This window comes from Streptomyces sp. NPDC034086, assembly GCF_055575515.1.
Genome location: NZ_JBVISM010000001.1, coordinates 779,417 through 794,287 on the forward strand (window position 1 = coordinate 779,417; position 14,871 = coordinate 794,287).

The 14,871-nt window shown below is 75.0% G+C and carries 17 protein-coding genes; 13 read left to right on the forward strand and 4 right to left on the reverse strand.

What is annotated here, in order from left to right; genetic code table 11:
- Positions 1-8 precede the first annotated feature (8 nt).
- Positions 9-755 (forward strand): RNA polymerase sigma factor, encoded by a 747-nt coding sequence (locus tag ACZ514_RS03500; RefSeq protein WP_469123992.1) that lies wholly within the window; start codon positions 9-11, stop codon positions 753-755.
- Positions 752-1,315, forward strand: a complete 564-nt coding sequence (locus tag ACZ514_RS03505) for a hypothetical protein (protein WP_469123993.1) — start codon at positions 752-754, stop codon at positions 1,313-1,315. Before ACZ514_RS03500 ends, ACZ514_RS03505 begins: the two co-directional genes overlap by 4 nt.
- Positions 1,316-1,342: 27 nt before the next feature.
- Here the strand turns inward: ACZ514_RS03505 and ACZ514_RS03510 are convergent, their stop codons facing one another.
- Positions 1,343-1,795, reverse strand: coding sequence for a MarR family winged helix-turn-helix transcriptional regulator (locus tag ACZ514_RS03510; protein ID WP_468694808.1), 453 nt, complete (start codon positions 1,793-1,795; stop codon positions 1,343-1,345).
- Between the two features lie 202 nt (positions 1,796-1,997).
- On the opposite strand from ACZ514_RS03510, the gene ACZ514_RS03515 reads away from it, so the two are divergent.
- The 3 genes from ACZ514_RS03515 to ACZ514_RS03525 all read left to right on the forward strand — a co-directional run bounded on the left by ACZ514_RS03515 (position 1,998) and on the right by ACZ514_RS03525 (position 5,427).
- Entirely contained in the window at positions 1,998-3,218 is a 1,221-nt protein-coding gene (locus ACZ514_RS03515) for an MFS transporter (protein WP_468162609.1), read from the forward strand.
- Positions 3,219-3,264: 46 nt separating this feature from the next.
- Positions 3,265-3,702 (forward strand): GlcG/HbpS family heme-binding protein, encoded by a 438-nt coding sequence (locus ACZ514_RS03520; RefSeq protein ID WP_468694803.1) that lies wholly within the window; start codon positions 3,265-3,267, stop codon positions 3,700-3,702.
- Positions 3,703-3,798: 96 nt separating this feature from the next.
- The gene (locus ACZ514_RS03525; RefSeq protein WP_468162605.1) at positions 3,799-5,427 is read left to right on the forward strand and encodes a beta-N-acetylhexosaminidase; all 1,629 of its coding nucleotides are present in this window, start codon (positions 3,799-3,801) and stop codon (positions 5,425-5,427) included.
- Between the two features lie 68 nt (positions 5,428-5,495).
- Here ACZ514_RS03525 and ACZ514_RS03530 read toward each other — a convergent pair whose 3' ends face one another.
- Positions 5,496-6,320 (reverse strand): endonuclease I family protein, encoded by an 825-nt coding sequence (locus ACZ514_RS03530; protein WP_468162603.1) that lies wholly within the window; start codon positions 6,318-6,320, stop codon positions 5,496-5,498.
- Between the two features lie 218 nt (positions 6,321-6,538).
- On the opposite strand from ACZ514_RS03530, the gene ACZ514_RS03535 reads away from it, so the two are divergent.
- A complete protein-coding gene (locus ACZ514_RS03535) occupies positions 6,539-7,105 on the forward strand; it encodes a DJ-1/PfpI family protein (protein ID WP_468162601.1) in 567 nt (188 codons plus the stop codon).
- 91 nt (positions 7,106-7,196) lie between these two features.
- Here ACZ514_RS03535 and ACZ514_RS03540 read toward each other — a convergent pair whose 3' ends face one another.
- On the reverse strand, positions 7,197-8,009 hold the full coding sequence (locus ACZ514_RS03540; RefSeq protein WP_468162599.1) for a glutamate ABC transporter substrate-binding protein: 813 nt from the start codon (positions 8,007-8,009) through the stop codon (positions 7,197-7,199).
- Positions 8,010-8,229: 220 nt separating this feature from the next.
- On the opposite strand from ACZ514_RS03540, the gene ACZ514_RS03545 reads away from it, so the two are divergent.
- From ACZ514_RS03545 to ACZ514_RS03555, 3 genes are all read left to right on the forward strand, one after another.
- Positions 8,230-9,312: a hypothetical protein gene (locus ACZ514_RS03545; RefSeq protein ID WP_468162597.1), complete on the forward strand. Its 1,083-nt coding sequence runs from the start codon at positions 8,230-8,232 to the stop codon at positions 9,310-9,312.
- Positions 9,306-10,460, forward strand: a complete 1,155-nt coding sequence (locus ACZ514_RS03550) for a vWA domain-containing protein (protein ID WP_469124191.1) — start codon at positions 9,306-9,308, stop codon at positions 10,458-10,460. Before ACZ514_RS03545 ends, ACZ514_RS03550 begins: the two co-directional genes overlap by 7 nt.
- A gap of 123 nt (positions 10,461-10,583) precedes the next feature.
- Positions 10,584-11,129 (forward strand): TerD family protein, encoded by a 546-nt coding sequence (locus tag ACZ514_RS03555; RefSeq protein WP_468162595.1) that lies wholly within the window; start codon positions 10,584-10,586, stop codon positions 11,127-11,129.
- A 156-nt stretch (positions 11,130-11,285) separates the two neighbouring features.
- Here ACZ514_RS03555 and ACZ514_RS03560 read toward each other — a convergent pair whose 3' ends face one another.
- Positions 11,286-11,924: a TetR/AcrR family transcriptional regulator gene (locus ACZ514_RS03560; protein ID WP_469123994.1), complete on the reverse strand. Its 639-nt coding sequence runs from the start codon at positions 11,922-11,924 to the stop codon at positions 11,286-11,288.
- 150 nt (positions 11,925-12,074) lie between these two features.
- Here ACZ514_RS03560 and ACZ514_RS03565 point away from each other — a divergent pair, with 150 nt between their 5' ends.
- The 4 genes from ACZ514_RS03565 (at position 12,075) to rraA (ending at position 14,819) form a co-directional block, all read left to right on the forward strand.
- A complete protein-coding gene (locus tag ACZ514_RS03565; RefSeq protein ID WP_469123995.1) occupies positions 12,075-12,995 on the forward strand; it encodes a phosphatase PAP2 family protein in 921 nt (306 codons plus the stop codon).
- Entirely contained in the window at positions 12,992-13,873 is an 882-nt protein-coding gene (locus ACZ514_RS03570) for a DMT family protein (RefSeq protein WP_468694786.1), read from the forward strand. Before ACZ514_RS03565 ends, ACZ514_RS03570 begins: the two co-directional genes overlap by 4 nt.
- An 83-nt stretch (positions 13,874-13,956) precedes the next feature.
- Complete coding sequence (locus tag ACZ514_RS03575; protein ID WP_468162587.1) at positions 13,957-14,223, forward strand: GlsB/YeaQ/YmgE family stress response membrane protein; 267 nt, start codon at positions 13,957-13,959, stop codon at positions 14,221-14,223.
- 110 nt (positions 14,224-14,333) lie between these two features.
- Positions 14,334-14,819 (forward strand): ribonuclease E activity regulator RraA, encoded by a 486-nt coding sequence (gene rraA, locus ACZ514_RS03580; RefSeq protein ID WP_468162585.1) that lies wholly within the window; start codon positions 14,334-14,336, stop codon positions 14,817-14,819.
- Positions 14,820-14,871 lie beyond the last annotated feature (52 nt).

Below are 14,871 nucleotides of genomic sequence, written 5' to 3' on the forward strand. Positions count from 1 at the left end.
GGACACCCGTGCTCGAACTCGCGACCACCGCCAGCCCCGTCCCGCCCGGCCCCGCCCGGGTGTGGCGGGGCTTGTGGGGGTGGCTCACGCGCCGCGAGGGCTCCGCCCCGCCTGCGTCCGGCCACCGCCCCCGCACGACCGGCGGCCACGCACACGCGTACCCGCACGGTGACGCCCACCCGCACGGTGACGCCCACCCGCACGGTGACGCCCACCCGCACGGTGACGCGTACCGCACCGGCGGCCCCGGCGCCGGGCGGCCGCCGCGCCCGCCGACCGTCAGCGAGCTGTACCACGCCCACCGGCTGGGCATGGTCCGCCTCGCGGTGCTCCTCGTCGACGACCTGGGCACCGCCGAGGACGTGGTGCAGGACGCCTTCACCGCCCTTTACCGCCGCCACGGGGAGCAGATCTCGGAGGTGGACAACGCGCTCGGCTACCTGCGCACCTCCGTGGTGAACGCCTCGCGGTCCGTGCTGCGCCGCCGGCGCACCGCCCGCGCCTGGATCCCGCCGGTCACCGCCGACGTCCCCTCCGCCGAGGCCTCCGTGGTCCTCGGCGAGGCGCACCGGGAGGTGCTGGCGGCACTGCGCGAGCTGACCCCGCGCCGCCGCCAGGTGCTGGTCCTGCGGTACTGGGCGGACATGAGCGAGGCGGAGATCGCCGAGACCCTCGGCATCAGCCGGGGCGCGGTCAAGTCGAACGCCAGCCGCGCCCTGGACGCGCTGGAACGGATTCTGGAGGGACGGGTATGACCGGTGCTACGGGTACCGCGCCCGACGGCGAACGCCCCGTGGAGCGCCGGCTGCGCCAGGCCCTGGAAGCCCGGGCGGAGGAGGTGACGGTCCGCTCGCTGCGGCCCGCGGATCCACCCGGACCGCACGGGCGGCGGCTGTCCCCGCGTCCGCTGTGGCTGCGGCGCGGGGCGTGGGCCGTGGCGGGTCTGACCGGCCTGGCGGCGGGCGCGCTGGCCGGCCACCTCGTGCTCGGCGGGCCCGGCCAGCGGCCGGTCCGGCCGGAGCCGCCCGCCGCACCGCCCGAGCTCCTCCCGACCGCGCCGGCGGACACGGGCCGGCCGAGCGTGTCACCGTCGGCCCCGGTCCCGCCGGGCCCGTCGAGCGTGCCGGCGGGCCCGAGCACCGGGGCGGCCGTGCCCACCCCGGCCCCGTCGGCGACCGCGGAGCGGCCGCCGCGCTCGGCGTCGCCGACGGCCCCGCCGGCTCCCACCGGCGCCCCGCCCACGACGGCCCCGGCCGCGCCCGGGGGCTCCGGCGGCCCGCGGGCCACGGCCAGCCCTTCGCGGTCGGGGGGATAGACCCCGCCGGGGGAGGCGGGTCCGCGCCTACCTGGTGGTGTTCTCCACCGCCGCCACCAGGGGGGCCAGCTCAGGGTCGAGCGCGGCCTCGTCCAGGGCCTCGCGCAGGGCGGCGGCGTTCGTGGGGCGGGCCTGGTCCAGGAGGGCCAGGCCCGCCTCGGTGACGTCGGTGTAGATGCCCCGGCGGTCGGTGTCGCAGAGGTAGCGGCTCAGCAGGCCCCGGTCCTCCAGCCTGCTGACCAGCCGGGTCGTCGCGCTCTGGCTGAGCACCACCGAGTCCGCGACCTGGTGCATGCGCAGGTGGCCGCCGGGCCCGCCGTGCTGGCGGCTGAGCACGTCCAGCAGCGAGTACTCGCGCACGCTCAGACCGTGGCCGGCCTGGAGGGCCCGCTCGATGTGCGCCTCGATCCGGCCGTGGAGGAGGGAGAGGGCGCACCAGCCCTGAGCGAGGCGGGTCAGTGCGCTGTCCGTGGCCGTCATGGGGGCTCCTCCGCCGTAGGGTCCGTGCCGCGCGAGTCGGCGGCCTTCCGATTCCTCGGCTCCAGGATAGGTCACGCACGCAATAGCCCGCGCTTGCAAATATCCCGCGTCTGCAATTAATGTGGACGAGCGTTACCGGCGGGCGCATAAGCGCCCGCCCTCGCTCTCCCCACCCCCCAGAACCCTGAAGGGCTGCCTCGTCATGCCTCTCGCGCTCCTCGCCCTCGCCATCGGAGCCTTCGGGATCGGCACCACCGAGTTCGTGATCATGGGCCTCCTCCCCGAGGTCGCGGCCGGTTACGGCGTCTCGATCCCCACCGCCGGCCTCCTGGTCACCGGCTACGCCCTCGGCGTGGTCCTCGGCGCCCCGGTGATGACCGTCCTCGGCACCCGCGTCCCCCGCAAGCGCATGCTGATGCTGCTCATGGGCCTGTTCATCGCGGGCAACCTGCTCTCCGCGCTCGCCCCCGCCTTCGGCCTGATGCTGGCCGGACGCGTCGTCGCCTCCCTCGCCCACGGAGCCTTCTTCGGCATCGGCTCGGTCGTCGCCGCAGGTCTCGTCGCGCCCGAGAAGAAGGCCGGCGCCATCGCCATGATGTTCACCGGCCTGACCGTGGCCAACGTGGTCGGCGTCCCCCTCGGCACCCTCGTCGGCCAGCACCTCGGCTGGCGCGTCACCTTCCTGGCCGTCGCCGCCCTCGGCGTGCTGGGCCTGCTCGGCATCGCCCGGCTGGTCCCCGACCTGCCCCGGCCCGAGGGCGTACGGGTCCGCCACGAGCTGGCCGCCTTCCGCAACGTCCAGGTGCTGCTGGCCATGGCGATGACCGTCCTCGGCTTCGGCGGGGTCTTCGCCGCGATCACCTACATCACCCCGATGCTGACCCACGCCGCCGGCTTCGCCGCCACCTCCGTCACCTGGCTGCTCGTCCTCTTCGGGCTCGGCATGGTGGCCGGCAACCTGGTCGGCGGCCGTTACGCCGACCGCGCCCTGATGCCGATGCTGTACGCGTCCCTGGGCGCGCTGGCCGTCGTACTGGCCCTGTTCACCCTCACCGCCCACGACAAGGCGGGCGCCGCCGTCACGGTCTTCCTCATCGGCGCCCTCGGCTTCGCGACCGTACCGCCGCTGCAGAAGCGGGTCCTCGACCAGGCCGCCGGCGCCCCCACGCTGGCCTCCGCCGTCAACATCGGCGCCTTCAACCTCGGCAACGCCCTCGCGGCCTGGCTCGGCGGGCTCGTCCTCTCCGCCGGGCTCGGCTGGACCGCCCCGAACTGGGTCGGTGCCGCCCTCGCCGCCTCCGCCCTCGTCCTCGCCCTCCTCTCCGGAGCGCTCGAGCGCCGCACGGACCGCCGCGCGGCGGGCGGGAGCCGCGTCATCGCCTCCGGAGCCCCCGCGGCCACCCCCGCCCCCGTCCACCACTGACCCCCGGCCCACCCCACCCCACCACCCCACCGCAACAGGAGCCCCCGTGTCCCGCACCACCCTCTCCCCGCTGACCACCGAGGACGCCGAGCTGCTCGTCACCGCCGCCCGGACCGCCGCCGAGGCGGCCGGGGTCGCGGTCAGCGTCACCGTCCTGGACGCGGGCGGCCACCCGCTGGCCTTCCGCCGTGACGACCGGGCCGTCCTGATCTCCGGCGAGACCAGCACCCGCAAGGCCTACACCGCCCTCCAGCTGGACGCCCCCACCGCCGGGCTCACCGAGGCCGTGCTGCCCGGCGGCCCCTTCCACAGCCTGCCCACCGCACTCGACCGGCCGCTGCTCTTCATCGCGGGCGGGCTCCCGGTCCACCGCGACGGCCACCTGATCGGAGCCGTCGGCGTCGGCGGCGGGGCCCCCGAGCAGGACCACGGCTTCGGGTCCGCCGCCCTCGAAGCCCTGCGCCGGGCCGACGCGGCGGCATAGGCCCCACGGGGCAGCCCCGCCCCGGGTCGCGCGAACGTGTCCCCCGTGCCAGGTTGGTACGGGGGACACGGGTACAGGGGGACACGGGTACACACGATGAGGCAGACGACCGGGCGGTTCCGCAGAGGTCGGGCCATCGCGACGGCAGCGGCCGCCACGCTGGTCGCCTTCGCCGTACCCGCCTGTTCCGCCGGAGCCGACGGCACCCGCGCCATCCCCGGCGCCGCCTCACCGGCCCCCGTGCCGTCCGCCGCGTCCGCGACGCCGACCGCGCCGCCCGCGACCGCGTACGACCTCTCCACCGCCCCGCGCACCGTGCCGTCCGTACGCGCCCACGTGCCCGCCCGGGGCCCCGGCTGGAAGCCCGCCCCCGGCGCCCGGGTCCTCGTCGCACCGGCCGACCGGGCCGCCCTGGCAGACGAGGGCAGGCTGCTCGCCGGCGAACTGCGCCTCGGGTACGCGGAGTCGGACCAGCCGAAGCCGGGCGACGTCCACCTCGCCCTCGCCGCGAAGGGATCCGGCCCGGCGGAGTCGTACGCACTCACCGTCCAGGGAGGCCGGGTCAGCATCACCGGCCCCGACGAGGCGGGCGTCTTCTACGGCACCCGGACCCTCAAACAGGAGATACGCGGGGCCGGTTCGGCCCCCGAGGGCAGGGTGGAGGATGCCCCGGCGAAGCCCCAGCGCGGCCTCAACCTCGACATCGCCCGCAAGCACTTCACCGCCGAGTGGATAGAGGGCCGGCTGCGCGAGATGGCCGACCTCAAACTCAACCAGCTCGGCCTGCACTTCTCCGACGACCAGGCCTTCCGGATCGAGTCCGACACCCACCCCGAGATCGTCTCGACCCCCCACCTGACCAAGGCCGAGGTGCGCCGGATCAACGCGCTCGCCGCCCGGCTCCACATCGCGGTCGTCCCCGAGATCGACTCGCCGGGACACCTCGGGGCCGTGCTCCGCGTCCACCCTGAGCTGCAACTGCGCGACGCGGCGGGCCGGGCCGTCAAGGGCGCCGTGGACATATCCAACCCGGCGTCCGCCCGGCTCGTGGACGAGCTGCTGCGCGAGTTCCTGCCGCTGTTCCCGGCCGGTGCCTGGCACCTGGGCGCCGACGAGTACCAGGCACTGGTGGTGCGCGACCCCCAGGCCTCCTTCCCCGGGCTCGCGAGCGCCGCGCGGGCCCGCTACGGGCCGACCGCCCGGGTGCAGGACCTGGCGACGGGCTGGCTGAACGACCGGGCGGACGTCGTGAGGCCGTCGGGCAAGGCCCTGAAGGCGTGGAACGACGGCTTCTTCCGGGGCGGGGCCGTCCGGCCCGCCGCCGACGTCCAGGCCGAGTACTGGACGGGCAAGGAGATCGGCGCCCGGCCGCCGCTCGAGTACCTGGACGCGGGCCGCAAGGTGGTCAACCTCAACGACGAGTACCTGTACTACGTGCTCGGCGAGCCCAACCAGTTCACGTACCCGACCGGCGAGCGGATCTACGCGCAGTGGACCCCGCTCGTGCTGCGCGGTACCACCGCCGTCCCCGCACGCTACGACGCGCAGGTCCTCGGCGCCCGCCTCGCCGTCTGGTGCGACCTGGCCGCCTCCCAGACCCCGGCCCAGGTGGCCGCGGGCATCCGGCTGCCGCTGGCCGCGCTCGCGCAGAAGGTGTGGGACCCGCGCCCGCCGCGGGCGTCCTGGGCCGACTTCCGGTCCCTCGCCGGCCGCCTCGGACCCTGACCCCGGGAGGCGCCGGCACGGGCCGGCCGGCGCCGGGGAGCGGCGGGCGGGGTCCGTGACCGTGACCGTTACCAGATGGAGTTGACCCACTCCGGGTGGTCGATGAACGGGTTGCGGTTGTGCTGGTAGGTGTCGTAGATCACCTGGTTGCGGCGCTGCTCGAAGGCGTCCGGCGGGTCCATCTGGTTCCACTGCTTGAGCAGGCTGATCCTGCCGAAGAGCGGCGCGGTCCCGTTGTTGACCCGGTCGTTCATCTCCAGGTCGGCGAAGCCGTCCCCGCCGTCGTAGCGCACGGCCATGTAGAGCAGCATCCGCGCGACGTCGCCCTTGACCGCGTTCCGCGGCTCGAAGGAGTCGGCGTCGGTGTAGCTGCCGGGAGCCTCCGACACGGGGCTGCCGCCCATGTCGAAGTCCTTGTTGCCGCGGGTGCTGTTGACGGTGACGTCCTCGGGCCGCAGGTGGTGCAGGTCGGTGCCCGGGCCGGTGACGGTGCCGAAGTCGCCGTGGCTCTTGGCCCAGACGTGTTCCCGGTTCCAGTCGTTGACGCCACCGCCGTTGGTGTACTTGGACTGGGAACGGCCCGAGTAGACCAGGATGACGTTGCCGGGGTTCGCGGGGTCCTGGTCGGTGACCTTCAGCGCGTTCCACACGCCGTCGTAGCTGACCTTGGACTGGGTCTTGATGATGTCGTGCAGCGCGGACTTCAGCGCGGCACCGGTCTTGCCCTCCGCGGCCGCGTAGTACGCGTCCACGCTGGTCGCGGCGGCCTGGGGAGCGGCCGCGGCGACGTCGGCGGTCGTGCCCTGCTGGCCCGCGCTGGCGCTGGCCGGTATGAGGAGCAGTGCGGCCGCGGCGAGCCCGGCGGCCCATGGGGCGGTACGGGAGATCTTCATGACGTGGGGGATACCTCTCCACAAACACCGTCCCCGCCCTGGCAGTTGGCGGGGTATCAAGTGGCAGAGCGAGGATCATATTGTCATGTGCCCATCAGGTAAAAACCACATGTCGGCCGTGTGGACCTTGGGGTTTGTCCGCTGCCGGGCACGGGCACGGTAGCGGATGCCCACGGCGGCCCCGACCCGGCCGCCGACAGCTCTCACGGGAGTGGCCCATGGCAGTGAAGATCCTCATCGTGACCGGCGACGCGGCGGAGTCCCTGGAGGTGCTCTACCCCTACCAGCGCCTGCGGGAGGAGGGCTACGAGGTGCACGTCGCGGCGCCCTCCCGCAAGAAGCTGCGCTTCGTGGTGCACGACTTCGAGGAGGGCTTCGACACCTACACGGAGAAGCCCGGCTACACCTGGCCCGCCGACATCGCCTTCGCGGACGTGGATCCCGGCGAGTACGCGGCCGTCGTCGTCCCGGGGGGACGGGCGCCGGAATACCTGCGCAACGACCCGGAGGTGCGGCGGATCCTGGCCGCCTTCGCCGGGGACGACAAGCCGATCGCGCAGATCTGCCACGGCCCGCTGATCACCGCCGCGAGCGGCGCCCTGGACGGCCGCCGGGTGACGGCCTATCCGGCGCTGGAGCCCGACATGCGGGCGGCCGGGGCCGTGTTCCGGGACTCCGAGGCCGTGGTCGACGGCACCCTCGTCTCGGCCCGGGCCTGGCCCGACCACCCGGCCTGGATGCGGGAGTTCCTGACCGTACTGCGCGGCAAGGCGCCGCTCGCGTAACGGCGGGAGCGGGAGGCCGGGGCGGCGCGGGGAGCCGGCGGGAGCCGGGAGCCGGGGCGGGGGCCGGACGGGGACCCCGCCCCGGGGTCCGTCAGTTCCCGGTGGTGACCTGCGGCGCCGGCTCGTACTTGTAGTTCGCCGGGCCGAAGTTCTTCTTCACGGCGGCCTCCCAGGAGCCGTCGGACACCATCTTGGTGAGCGCGAGGTTGATCTTGCGCTGGAGGTCGTTGTCGCCCTTCTTGAGGCCGATGCCGTAGTTCTCGTTGCTCAGGTTCAGCCCGAGCAGCTTGAACTTGCCCGCGTTGCCCTTCCGCGCCGCGTATCCGGCGAGGATGGAGTTGTCGGTGGTCATCGCGTCGACCAGGTTGTCCTGGAGGGCGACGAGGCACTCCGAGTAGCCGCCGAGCTCCAGGACGCTCGCCTTCGGGGCGAGGGTCTTGCGGACGTTCTCCGCGGAGGTGGAACCGCTCACCGAGCACAGCCGCTTGGTGTTGAGGTCCTCGGGCTTGGTGATGGAGTTGTCGTCGGCGCGGACCATCAGGTCCTGGTGGGCGACGAAGTACGGCCCGGCGAACTCGACCTTCTCGCGGCGCTTGTCGTTGATCGTGTAGCTGGCGGCGACGAACCTGACCTCGTTGTACTGGATCAGCAGTTCCCGGTCCGAGCTGTACACCTGCTTGAACTCGATCTCGCTCGCCTTGTAGCCGAGTTCCTTGGCGATGTACGTGGCCACGTCGACGTCGAAACCGGTGAAGGTGCCGTTGCTCTCGCGCAGCCCGATTCCGGGCTGGTCGAACTTGATGCCGATGGAGATGGGCTCCTTCGGGGCTTCACCACCACAGCCGGAGGCGGTGGCGGCGAGGGCGATCACCGTGGCGACCGCACCGGCCTTGGGAACCTTCATGCTGAACTCTTTTCCTCGGGAACGCGGAATCCCGGGGGACGTCGCGGGAACGGGGGCAGACGTGCGGAACCGCGGGGGCGCGGGGGCACGTGTATGAGGAAGCTAGGAAGGTGACGGCCGTACCGTCACTACATCTGAGGAAAACTTGAGCATAACGATCCGGTTCAGCCGTGGATCTTCCCGCGGTTCCGGTGAGTGGCGGGAGAAGGGGCTGTCCGGGGTGGCGAACGAGGAAAGCGGCGCGGCGAGGGTCGAAGGCAACACGCTCCTGCTGGGCGAAGCGGTACGAGTCCGGTTCATCCGGACATTGCGCCTGCCCGAGTCGGGCACGCACGCGCTCCCCCCGGGGCTGGGGGAGTTCCCGCTGCGCCGGGTCGAGGACTACCCGGACACCGTGCCGCCGGAATGGCGCGCCAAGGGCGGCGTGATGCTGCCGGTGTACCTGCGCGAGGCGATGTGGCTCAGCTTCGGCGGGTCACGGGAGCCGGCCGCGCTCCAGGTCGGCGTCGGCAAGGTGTGCGCCGTCTCGGGCAGGCGGTGGACCGGCCGGCTGGAGCGGGGGCCGCAGAACTACGTGGTGCTGCCCCGCCAGCCCTGGCTCGACGGGATCAACTCCGGCGACGGGACCGTGCGCCAGTTCGTCGCCGTGCCGCTCGGCCTCGGCGCCACGGTCGAGGGGCAGGTCACCGGCGAGGAGGTGACCGGAGGGGTGCAGCTCCAGGCGTTCCCGCTCGGCGCCGAGGCCCTCGCCGCCTGGCGCGAGGAGCAGCGCGCGAGCCTGCGGAGCGCCCGTTCGGGCGGCGGCGGTTACGGCGCGGCGCCCGCCCCCGGCGGGCCCGTCGTGCCGGCCATGCCGATGGCGGCGCCCGCCCCGGGTGCCGCGCCCGCGCCGCCGGCCGGGCGTCCGGCACCGGCCCCCGCCATGGGGCTCGGCGTGGGCGGTGCGATGCGCCAGGAGGTCTACCAGGACGACCGCGCGCCGTCGGCCTGGGCGGACCGGCCCGCCGCCCGGGTCTTCGTCCACCTCGTGACCCCGCCCGAGTGGCGCCGCATCACGGGCGAGGCCGCGCCGCCCTCACCCGTGGACCGCGCCGCCTACACCCGGGCCGGACTGCCCTGGTACGACTACTACGATGAGACCGGCACCGACCTCCCGGCGGCCGGCGCCCTCGCCGGGGTCAAGCCCGTCGGCGACTGGCTCGGCGACGACCACGCGCCCTGGACGCCGCCCGCGCCCGGCCAGGTCCTGCCGCTCGGCAACGCCCCGCGCCCCGGCGAGCCGGTCCAGGACGGCGACTGGTAGCCGGGCCGAAGGCACACGGCGGCCCGGCACCGCACCGCCCGGTCCGGCACGGCCGCGGTGACGGCAGGACCGCGACGATGGGCGTCGACCGGCACTGGCGCTGCTACTTCTCGCCGGAGTTCGTGGCGCGCACCCCCGTCCCCGAGCTGTCCGGCGCGTGGATCCACGAGGCGGCCCACCTGCTGCGCGACCACCACGGCCGCGCCGGCCGGCTGCCGCCCGCCGGCCAGCACGATCCGGTGCGGATCAACATCGCCCAGGACTGCGAGATCAACGACGACCTCCTCGCCGACGGCCTGGAACTGCCGGCGGGCCGCATGGAGCCGGCCCTCTTCGGCCTCCCCGCGGACGGGATGTCCGAGAGCTACCTGCCGGCCGTTCCGGCCACACCCCCGCACGGGGTGGACTGCGGCTCCGGCGCGCACGGGTCCCCGGCGCCGTGGGAACGCGGCGCGGCCGACGGCACCGTCCGGGTGGGGCCGGCGGAGGCGGACGCCCTGCGCCGCCGTACCGCCGGGGCGGTACGCGCCCACCGGCGCTCCCGGGGCCGGGGGAGCGTGCCCGCCGGGTGGGAGCGCTGGGCGCGGCAGGTGCTGGAGCTGGCCGTCGACTGGCGCCGGGCCCTGTCCGGGGCGGTGCGGGAGGCCGCCGCCTGGGCCCGGCGGCGCGGTGGACCACACGTACCGGCGGCCCTCGCGCCGCACTCCCGCACCGGGCGGCCGGGTGGTGCTGCCGAGCCTGCGCCGCCCGCTGCCGCGGGTCGCGATCGTCGTGGACACGTCCGGCTCCTGGGCGGCGCGGAACTGGCCGCGGCCCTCGCCGAGGTCACCGGGGTGCTGCGCGAGGTGGGCGTCGGGGGCAACAGGGTGACGGTCCTGGCCTGCGACGCCGACGTGCGGGCCGTCACCCGGGTGACCAGCGCCCGGGAAGTGACCCTGGCCGGGGGCGGCGGCACCGACATGCGGGTGGGCATCGCGGCCGCGCTCGCCCGGCCGGACCGGCCGTCGGCCGTCGTCGTCCTGACCGACGGCCACACCCCCTGGCCCGAGGAGTCCCCGTCCTGCCGGCTGATCGCCGCGTTGATCGGCGCGGACGCGCCGCGGCCGCCGGCCTGGGTGGAGACCGTGCACGTCGATCCGGCCGGCTGACCGGACGGCCGGGCCGAGGAGGAACTGGCCGGTTGTCTACGGTCGTTCGGGCGGTGATCAGCCGGGCGTGACAGCATGGCCGTGGACATCACGGCCAAAGCGGCCAAGCTGAGGGGGAGTTCGGTGAGCGGAGTACGCAAGAGCCTGGCCAAGGTGGAGATCGCGCTGCGCTGGGACCCCAGTCCGGCGGGCACGCCCGCGAACGACCTGGACATCGTCGCCGCCGTCTACGGCACCTCGGACCCGTACGGGGAGCCCGTCTACCTCGTCCACTTCGGCAGCCGCGCCCCCGACGGCACCATCACCCTGGGCCGGGACAGCCGTACCGGGCAGGGCTTCGGATTCGACGAGGTGATGACCCTCGAACTGGACCGGCTGGCGCCGGAGCTGGGCCGGGTGGTGGTCGGCGTGGTGATCCAGGACGCGGGGCCCGCCGGGGTTCCGGAACGCAAGACCTTCGCCGCCGTCGGGGGGACGGGGCTGCGGATCCGGGAGGGCCACACGGACCTCGCCACCACCGACTTCGCGGAGATCCCCGGGGCCACGGCGGCCACCGTGGCCGAGTTCGTCCGGGACGCCTCGGGCGGCTGGGCGATGGACGCGCGCACGCGCGGCTTCGACGCGGACCCGCAGGAGTACGCCCGGGTGATGGGCGCCGCGCACGGCTGAGTCCCCGTGTGCGGGAGGCCGTTCGGACGGGGCGGCGGCCACTCCGAGCAGAGTGGCCGCCGTCCCGTCCGGGTGGCGCGCTGCCGCCGTCCCCACGTGGCAGCGCGAGCGGTCCGCCGTCCGGTCATCGTGAACGGCGGCCGCCGGTTCAGGGGGTCAGGGCCGCCCGGCCGGGTCCGCGGCCGGGGGCGTGATGCCCAGCGCGGGCAGCAGGGCCGCGTCGACGAACCTGACCAGGTAGTCGGCGTCCGCGTAGCGCTCCTCCAGCACGGGCCGGATGCGCAGGACGCCCATCAGCTGCGCGGGCAGGAACTCCACCGCCGGATGGTCCGGGGCGATCTCCTCGCGCGTCACGGCCCGCTCCACGATGGTGCCGAAGGCCGCCAGCTCGGGCTCGACGAGCGCCTCGCGCAGCGCGGCCCGGAGCTCCTCGTCGCTGAGCACGGCCACCCCCAGCGCCTGGGTGAGGCGGGTGTCGCGGCCCGAGGTGCAGGCCGCGATCCGGGCGGCCTCGCGGAGGTCCCCCGCCAGGGTGCCGGTGTCCACGTCCGCGAGGGTCCGCTCGCCGCGGCGGGCGCGGCTCGCGCGCAGGGCGGCGGCGACGAGCTGCGGCTTGGTCTTCCACTGCCGGTAGAGCGTGGACTTCCCGCAGGAGGCCCGGGCGGCGACGCCCTCCATGGTGAGCGCCTCGTAGCCGTACTCGCGCAGCTGGTCGAGGACGACGTCGTAGAACTCCTGCTCGCGCTCCGGGCTGATCTTGGAGCGGCGCGCGGTGACCTGCGGCGTCGACGTCATGGGTGGGATCTCTCCTCGCGGGATCCGGGCGGTGGGGCCGTGTTCCGAGTGTACGGCCATCCGAGCTTATCGGGACACCAGCGTATCGATACGCCAATGTATCGATACACTGGCGTGTCGATGGAACCCGAAAGATAGTGAGACCGGGGGATGACCTCCCACACCGCTCCGGACCGGCCACCCGCCGGTCACCTCGGCGCCCGCCGCCGGCTCGTACGCGAGCTGCTGCTCGTCGCGGGCCTCTTCGCCGCCTACAAGGCCGGCCGGATGCTCTCGACGGGCCGCACCGACGAGGCCTTCCGCAACGCCGGCCGCGTGTGGGACGCCGAACGGTCCCTGCACCTCCCCGGCGAGGGCGCCGTACAGCGGCTGCTCCTCCACGGGGACGCCCTCGTCCACACCGCGAACACCTACTACGCGGCCGTGCACTTCCCGGCGACCGCCCTGTTCCTGGTCTGGCTGTACCTGCGCCGCCCCCGGCACTACCTGTGGACCCGGCGGGTACTCGCCGTCCTCACCGGCGCCGCCCTCGTCCTGCACCTCTCCTTCCCGCTCGCACCGCCCCGGATGCTGGGCGCCGCGCACCTGGTGGACACCGGGCAGGTGTACGGGCCGACCGTCTACGGGGCCGCCCCGGAAGCCGACGCCATGGCCAACCAGTTCGCCGCGATGCCCTCGCTGCACTTCGGCTGGGCGCTGATGCTGGCCCTCGGCATGATCGCCGCGACCCGGTCCCGGTGGCGCGTCCTGTGGCTGCTGCATCCGCTGGTGACCCTGCTCGTGATCGTGGGCACCGCCAACCACTACTGGCTCGACGCGGTCGTCGCCACCCTGCTGCTGGGCGCGGCCCTCCTGCTGGTCCCCCGCCCCGCCGCCGACGGCGCGGCCGCCCCGGAGGCACGGAGCCTGCCGCGCCCGCGTCCGGCGGTGCGGCCCGGCCCGGCCGGGGTCGTGGGCGGTACGGGTGCCGGTGCCGGTGACGGTGCGGGTGCCGATGCCGGTGCCGGGACGTCCGGGTCCGGGAGCGCCGTGCGCGTCCCCTCCGCCGTCTCCGCGGGGGCCCGGCGGTGAACGCCACCGTCCTCGCCGTCGCCCTCTGCCTGGCCTCGGCCGCCACCTACGCGGCCGCCGCCGTCGCCCAGGAGCGCCTCGCCCGCCGGGCCGTCGCCCGCAGTGCCCGGGCACTGCTCGGCAACGGGGCCTGGTGGTGGTCGGCCGGACTGAACGCCGCCGCGGCGCTGCTGCACGCCGCCGCGCTCCGCTACGGCCCGCTGACCCTCGTCCAGCCGCTGGGAGCGCTCACCCTGGTGGCCGCCGTCCCGCTGGGCGCCCGGGGCGCCGGGAGGCGGGTCGCCGCCACCGAGTGGCGGGGCACCCTGGCCACCGTCGCCGGCCTCGGACTGCTGCTCCTGCCCGCCTCCGGCCCCGCCCCCGACGACACCCTCACCCTGGCCGAGGCGCTCGCCGTGTCCGGAGCCACCGTCGCGGCGATCCTCCTGCTCACCGCCCGCAAGGACCCCGGCCCGGGGCTGCGCCACGCCACCGCCTCCGGACTGGCCTCCGCCGTCGCCTCCGCCCTGACCCAGACCGTGGCCGTGGCGGGCGGCCGGGGCGGGGCCCTGCTCAGCGGCCGGGTGATCACCGTCGGCCTGCTCGTGGTGGTCTTCGCCGTCGGCGGCATGCTGCTCTCCCAGCGGGCCTACCGGGGCGGCCTCGGAGCCCCGCTCGCCGTCGTCAACCTCGCCAACCCGCTGGCGGCGGCCGCGATCGGCATGGTCCTGCTCGGCGAACGCCTCCAGGGCGGCGCGCTCGGCATCCTGCTCGCCACGGCCGGAGCCCTCGCGGCCACCCGCGGCGTGCTGCTGCTCACCCGTACCGCGCCCGCCGCACCGGCCGCCGCACCGGCCGCCGGGTCCCGGCCGGTGCCGGCCGGCCATGTGACGGCCTGAGCCACCGGCGCGGCAGAACCGTTCCGCCCCCGGTGTGCGTCCTCCCGTACGGAAGACGCACACCGGAGAGCGGAGCGAACGGCATGGGCATCATCGGCTGGATCATCCTGGGCCTGCTGGCCGGAGCCATCGCCAAGGTCCTGCTCCCCGGCCGGGACCCCGGCGGACTCATCGGCACCACCCTCATCGGCGTCGCCGGCGCCTTCACGGGCGGCTGGCTCTCCGCCACGTTCCTCGACCGCCCGGTCCAGGCCCGGTTCTTCGACCTCACCACCTGGGGCTCCGCCATCGCGGGCTCCCTCGTCCTGCTCATCGGCTACCGCCTCCTCTTCGGCAACTCCCGCGACTGAGCCGGACACCGCGCCCCGCCGGACCCTGCGGCCGGCCCGGCCGGAGACCTTCCCGCCACAGCACTAGGCTGGGCCCCGCGCGACGCACGAGATGCGAGGAGCCCGGACCCATGAGCGTCACCCCCGTCCCCACCGCCGACCTGTACGACGAGCACGGCGAGGACCTGGGCATCTGCGCCACCCCGTTCCGCCGGATCGGCGGCCGCCGCCTGTACGCCGGACCCGTGCGCACCGTCCGCTGCCACGAGGACAACGCCCTGCTGCGCGAACTCCTCCACACCCCCGGCGGGGGCGCCGTCCTCGTCGTCGACGGCGGCGGGTCCCTGCGCACCGCCCTGGTCGGCGACCTCATCGCCGGCGCGGCGCACCGCTCCGGCTGGGCCGGGCTGATCGTCAACGGCGCGGTCCGCGACAGCGTCGCCCTCGGCGCGCTGGACCTCGGGGTCCACGCCCTCGGCACGTGCCCCCGCAAGAGCGGCAAGACCGGCGAGGGCGCGGTCGACGAGCCCGTCACCATCGGCGGGGTCACCTTCCGCCCGGGTGACACCGTGTACGTGGACGACGACGGCGTCGTGGTGTTGCCCGCCGGGCACTGAAGGGCGGTTTCCCGCCAGCCTGCGGCCGGGGGCCTGGCGGCGGCGGCCCGGC

Excerpts from the sequence above, each read along its gene's own strand:
- ACZ514_RS03575 (WP_468162587.1), top strand. The coding sequence starts at position 13,957 with ATGGGCATCATCGGCTGGATCATCCTGGGCCTGCTGGCCGGAGCCATC.
- ACZ514_RS03510 (WP_468694808.1), bottom strand. The coding sequence starts at position 1,795 with ATGACGGCCACGGACAGCGCACTGACCCGCCTCGCTCAGGGCTGGTGC.
- ACZ514_RS03535 (WP_468162601.1), top strand. The coding sequence starts at position 6,539 with ATGGCAGTGAAGATCCTCATCGTGACCGGCGACGCGGCGGAGTCCCTG.
- ACZ514_RS03530 (WP_468162603.1), bottom strand. The coding sequence starts at position 6,320 with ATGAAGATCTCCCGTACCGCCCCATGGGCCGCCGGGCTCGCCGCGGCC.
- ACZ514_RS03515 (WP_468162609.1), top strand. The coding sequence starts at position 1,998 with ATGCCTCTCGCGCTCCTCGCCCTCGCCATCGGAGCCTTCGGGATCGGC.
- rraA (WP_468162585.1), top strand. The coding sequence starts at position 14,334 with ATGAGCGTCACCCCCGTCCCCACCGCCGACCTGTACGACGAGCACGGC.
- ACZ514_RS03540 (WP_468162599.1), bottom strand. The coding sequence starts at position 8,009 with ATGAAGGTTCCCAAGGCCGGTGCGGTCGCCACGGTGATCGCCCTCGCC.
- ACZ514_RS03565 (WP_469123995.1), top strand. The coding sequence starts at position 12,075 with ATGACCTCCCACACCGCTCCGGACCGGCCACCCGCCGGTCACCTCGGC.
- ACZ514_RS03560 (WP_469123994.1), bottom strand. The coding sequence starts at position 11,924 with ATGACGTCGACGCCGCAGGTCACCGCGCGCCGCTCCAAGATCAGCCCG.
- ACZ514_RS03505 (WP_469123993.1), top strand. The coding sequence starts at position 752 with ATGACCGGTGCTACGGGTACCGCGCCCGACGGCGAACGCCCCGTGGAG.
- ACZ514_RS03525 (WP_468162605.1), top strand. The coding sequence starts at position 3,799 with ATGAGGCAGACGACCGGGCGGTTCCGCAGAGGTCGGGCCATCGCGACG.